4 protein-coding genes and 2 tRNA genes are annotated in these 4862 nt (G+C 58.4%); 2 read left to right on the forward strand and 4 right to left on the reverse strand.

Features of this window, described 5'->3' with window-relative positions:
* Positions 1–98: 98 nt before the first annotated feature.
* From ACLD9W_RS12115 to ACLD9W_RS12125, 3 genes are all read right to left on the reverse strand, one after another.
* A complete protein-coding gene (locus ACLD9W_RS12115; protein WP_410842249.1) occupies positions 99–272 on the reverse strand; it encodes a hypothetical protein in 174 nt (57 codons plus the stop codon).
* 161 nt (positions 273–433) lie between these two features.
* Positions 434–508, reverse strand: a tRNA-Glu gene (locus ACLD9W_RS12120).
* 9 nt (positions 509–517) lie between these two features.
* A tRNA-Arg gene (locus ACLD9W_RS12125) sits at positions 518–594 on the reverse strand.
* Between the two features lie 113 nt (positions 595–707).
* On the opposite strand from ACLD9W_RS12125, the gene ACLD9W_RS12130 reads away from it, so the two are divergent.
* Positions 708–2093, forward strand: coding sequence for an exonuclease domain-containing protein (locus tag ACLD9W_RS12130; RefSeq protein WP_410842252.1), 1386 nt, complete (start codon positions 708–710; stop codon positions 2091–2093).
* 260 nt (positions 2094–2353) lie between these two features.
* Here the strand turns inward: ACLD9W_RS12130 and ACLD9W_RS12135 are convergent, their stop codons facing one another.
* Positions 2354–2827, reverse strand: coding sequence for a DUF4124 domain-containing protein (locus tag ACLD9W_RS12135; protein ID WP_410842250.1), 474 nt, complete (start codon positions 2825–2827; stop codon positions 2354–2356).
* Positions 2828–2991: 164 nt separating this feature from the next.
* Here ACLD9W_RS12135 and guaB point away from each other — a divergent pair, with 164 nt between their 5' ends.
* Positions 2992–4455 (forward strand): IMP dehydrogenase, encoded by a 1464-nt coding sequence (gene guaB / locus ACLD9W_RS12140; protein ID WP_410842251.1) that lies wholly within the window; start codon positions 2992–2994, stop codon positions 4453–4455.
* Positions 4456–4862: the final 407 nt, after the last annotated feature.

Genomic DNA, 4862 nt, shown 5'->3' on the forward strand with positions numbered 1-4862 from the left:
CCCGGACAAAGCGGTTCGATGGCTGCCCACTGGGCATCGGATAGGGTATATCTGGTCATATCTGTATGATACTGTGAAAAATTGAATGTCAACAGCCCCTAGGACAGCCCCATATTTTTTTCGACAACGGCGGGCAGATGTGCGGCCATTTCCATCTTGATGCCGACGCCTGCGGCAGCCTGCTCCACCCCGCCGCTCCGGCATTGGTGTTCGTCTACCTGTAAAGCAATACAGAGGCCGTCTGAAAACTGCCGCAAAAGCCGATAGCACAACTCGGATACCGTCCCATCTAAACACGCGGCCGACTTTTCTCATGCAAAAAGGCCGTCTGAAAGCCTTTGCGGTTTTCAGACGGCCTCTGCCAAAACAAACGGCACAGCTGCCGGACAATAAAAAGAAAGCCCCGCAATTTCTTGCAGGGCTTTCGGAATGCTGGCACGCCCACGGGGAATCGAACCCCGGTTACCGCCGTGAAAGGGCGATGTCCTAACCGCTAGACGATGGGCGCGTAGTCTTCTGGCGCACCCGGAGCGATTCGAACGCCCGACCCTCTGGTTCGTAGCCAGATACTCTATCCAACTGAGCTACGGGTGCGAGAAAGATGTGAATTATATGGAGTGGCATCAGGGCTGTCAAGCATTCTTGCTGAAAATTTTCCGACACAGCGGTAAAATGCCGCCTTTTTCTTGAACGGTAACGGAATTTTGATAACGGATTCTTTGCGCTGGCGCACTTTGGCGGAGATTTTGGCGGCATTCGGGCGGCCTACGGTGGTAATCGATTTGGAAACCACGGGCGGCAATGCCGACAGCGACCGCATCACGGAAATCGCCCTGCTGCGTTTCGACGGTGGCGGCGTAACGCGCTATACGCATCTGGTTAATCCGCAGCGCGGCATCCCCACCTTTGTCGCCGCTCTGACGGGTATCGACGACAACATGGTGGCCGACGCGCCGCCCTTTACCGAGCTGGCGGACGAGCTCTTGCCACTGCTGCGCGGCTGCGTGCTGCTGGCGCACAACAGCAAATTCGACTACACCTTCCTGCGCCGCGAATTTGCCCGCTGCGGCCTGCATTTTGCCGTGCCGACGCTGTGTACGGTGCAGCTTTCCCTCCGCCTCTACCCGCAGTTTTTCAAACACAGCCTCGAGAGCATTATCGAACGCCACGGCATTGCCGCCGCGCAGCGCCACCGCGCGATGAGCGACGTGCTGGCGCTGGCAGACTATCTGGAAACCGCCGCCGCGGATTTGGGACGGGAAACGCTGGCGCAGCAGGCGGACAAGCTGCTGCATCCCCGCCTGCCGCCGGCCGGATTATCCGATGCGCTGGTGCGGCAGCTTGACGCTTTGTCCGACGGCCACGGCGTGCTGCTGTGGCTTGATGCGTCAGGCAGGCCACTGCATCTGGCGGCGCACCGGCAGACATTTTCCGAAGCGTCGGAGCTGCTGCACAAACAGAAATCTTTGCGCGCGGCAGCGGAAATCCGTTTCCTGCCCGCGGCGGGCGCGCTGCACGCGCTGATGTTGAAAGCGCAAACGGCGGCGGAATACGGTTTCAGGCCGTCTGAAAACGCAGCTGCCCAAGAATATCTGACCGTACGGCTGCGCAGCAATGAGCGCGGGCATTTGCAGGCAAGGCTGGTGCGGCTTTCAGACGGCCTGTCGGCGGAAAAGCCCAACGGTCTGTTCCTGCACAAAAAAGCGGCAAAACGGGCTCTGGACACATGGGCGCGCGAGCAGGGATTGTGCCCCGCGCTGCTCGACATTCTGCCGTCCACTTTCGCCAAAGACGCGCCCTGCCCTGTGGCTGCTTGCGGCGGCTGCGGCGGGGAATGCGCGTCTTCAGACGGCCTGAACGCACACAACCGTAAAGCGGCCGATGCGGCGGCTCTGCTGCCGGTGGCGGACTGGGGCAAGGCGCACACGCTGGAAATCACGGAAACGGACGAAGCGATCGGCAGCCTGTCGTTTTCCTGCTCGGGCGGCGCACTGCTGATGCCCGACGGGCTGTGGTATTTTGACCGTTCGCTGCCTGCGGTGCTGAAAGAAAAGCTGAAAAAAGAGCGGCACACGGTTAAGGTGCTGGCTTAAGGTCTGTTGACAATCAGCCTTGCGGCGGTGGTTTTGGCAAAAAATACCCGCCTGCCGCGTCAAAAATATCCGCAAGGTGTCCAATCCTGCTGCGCTTTTCTCCTTACATTCGGACATTTCTTACTCAAAAAACCGTCTCGCAAGCTGATTGTCAACGCGCCCAGAGGCTGTTACCGGCATCGGCAAAACCTGCCGCACAGGCACAACAAAAAGGCCGTCTGAAAATATTTTCAGACGGCCTTTTGGCAAAAACGGCTGCTTTATTTGCAGTATTTGGAAACGTCTTGGTTGAAGCGTTCAATCAGCGCTTCGCGTTTGTCGGTGCGGGCGCTTTGCGCGTAGGACAGGTTCATCTGCGCGGTTTTGCAGTTGGCCTCGGCGGTCTGTTTGTTCTGCTCTTCGATTTCTTTGTTGCGTTTTTCCGCTTCTTTGTTCTGCTCGGCCAGCTTGGCGTTCAGCGCACTCTGCTGGTCGGCCAGCGACGGCACGGCGTTGGGATCGCCCACTGTGGTGACGGAGGCGGGCTGCGTGGTGGCGCTGGCAGGCGGGGTGACTTTGTGGGTGCGGATGTTGATGATGGTGGACTGGGTGGGTTTGAGGCCGCGCGGCACGTCGGAATAGACGTTGACTTTGCCGTCTTTCCAGCGGTATACCTCAGAACCAGCCGCATACAGGCTGCCGGACACCAGCAGGCCGCCCAAAACCAATGCTTTTGCTATACGGGTAATGTGCATCGTTCAACTCTCTTCTATGTCGTTATTCGGAATAGCGCGGATTGTACTGTATTTATCCCTATGCCGCCATGTTATCGCCCGCTTTGCCGCCAAATCACTTGGGACGGGCGCGGCAAATTTGATACAATGCCGTGCATCTTGCACAAACTGAAAGTCAAAGCATCATGCGCATCGTAGAAAAAGCCTACACCTTCGACGACGTTCTGCTCGTTCCCGCACATTCCCAAGTGCTGCCGCGCGACGTATCCCTCAAAACGCAGCTCACCCGCGACATCTCGCTCAACCTCCCCCTTCTCTCCGCCGCCATGGACACCGTAACCGAAGCCCGCTTGGCCATTTCGATGGCGCAGGAAGGCGGCATCGGCATCATCCATAAAAACATGACTCCCGAACAACAGGCCGGGGCGGTGAAAAAAGTCAAACGCCACGAAAGCGGCGTCGTCAAAGACCCCGTAACCGTTGCACCTGACGTGTTAATCGGCGAACTGCTGGAACTGCGCGCCCAGCGCAAGCGCAAAATGTCCGGCCTGCCCGTCGTCAAAGACGGCAAAGTGGTCGGCATCGTCACCAACCGCGACCTGCGTTTTGAAAACCGCCTCGATTTGCCCGTTTCCGCCATCATGACCCCGCGCGAGCGCCTCGTTACCGTGGCCGAGGGCACCAGCATCGACGAAGCGCGCGAACTGATGCACACCCACAAAGTCGAGCGCGTTTTGGTACTCAACGCCGCCGACGAACTCAAAGGCCTAATTACCGTTAAAGACATCGTCAAAACCACCGAATTTCCCAACGCCAACAAAGATTCCGAAGGCCGTTTGCGCGTGGGCGCGGCCGTCGGCACGGGCGTGGATACCGAAGAGCGCGTACGCGCACTGGTGGCGGCGGGCGCGGACGTTATCGTCGTCGACACCGCACACGGCCACAGCCAGGGCGTGCTCGACCGCGTGAAATGGGTCAAAGAAAACTTCCCCGGCGTGCAGGTTATCGGCGGCAACATCGCCACCGCCAAAGCCGCGCTGGACTTGGTGGCCGCAGGTGCGGACGCGGTGAAAGTGGGCATCGGCCCGGGCTCTATCTGCACCACCCGCATCGTTGCCGGCGTTGGCGTGCCGCAGCTTACCGCCATCCATAACGTCGCCGAAGCCCTCAAAGGCAGCGGCGTACCGCTGATTGCCGACGGCGGCATCCGCTTCTCCGGCGACATCGCCAAAGCCCTCGCCGCAGGCGCGTCCAGCGTGATGCTCGGCGGCATGTTCGCAGGCACGGAAGAAGCCCCCGGCGAAATCGAACTCTACCAAGGCCGCTCCTACAAATCCTATCGCGGCATGGGTTCGCTCGGCGCGATGAGCCAGGGTTCGAGCGACCGCTATTTCCAAGACAAACAGGAAAGCGCGGACAAATACGTTCCCGAGGGCATCGAGGGCCGCGTGCCCTACAAAGGCCCGATTGTCAACATCATCCACCAACTCACCGGCGGCCTGCGTTCCAGCATGGGCTACCTCGGCTGCGCCACCATCCGCGATATGCACGAAAAAGCCGAGTTTGTCGAAATCACTTCCGCAGGCATGAGCGAATCGCACGTCCACGACGTACAAATCACCAAAGAAGCGCCGAATTACCACCGCTGATTGGCGATACCGATTTAATGTGATGCAAGGCCGTCTGAAAACGTAAAACGGGTTTTAACTCCGTTGAAGCTGCGCTTTCAGACGGCCTTTCTGCTGCCTGCTCCGCCCGTTTGCCGCACAAGGGCTTCTGTGTGGGAAAAGGCCGTCTGAAAGCAGGTTTTCCCGAATCGCAAACCGCCGCCCCGCTTTTCAGACGGCCTTTTTGCCAACCCGTTCCGCCGTTTTTTTCAGACGGCCACTTCCCGCCAATCCGTTCTTTCAGACGGCCTCCGACTGCCCGCCCTTCAAAACACGTTTACAGAAACGGCGTAAGTAACAAATTTACTGCTAAATCAGAGAAGCAACGCACTAAGTAACAAATTTACTGCCGCAAATTCATTTTCTAGCAAAATAATCCTTAATAAACC

Origin of the sequence: Neisseria sp. WLZKY-1, from assembly GCF_046546535.1 — a bacterium.
GTDB lineage: Bacteria > Pseudomonadota > Gammaproteobacteria > Burkholderiales > Neisseriaceae > Neisseria.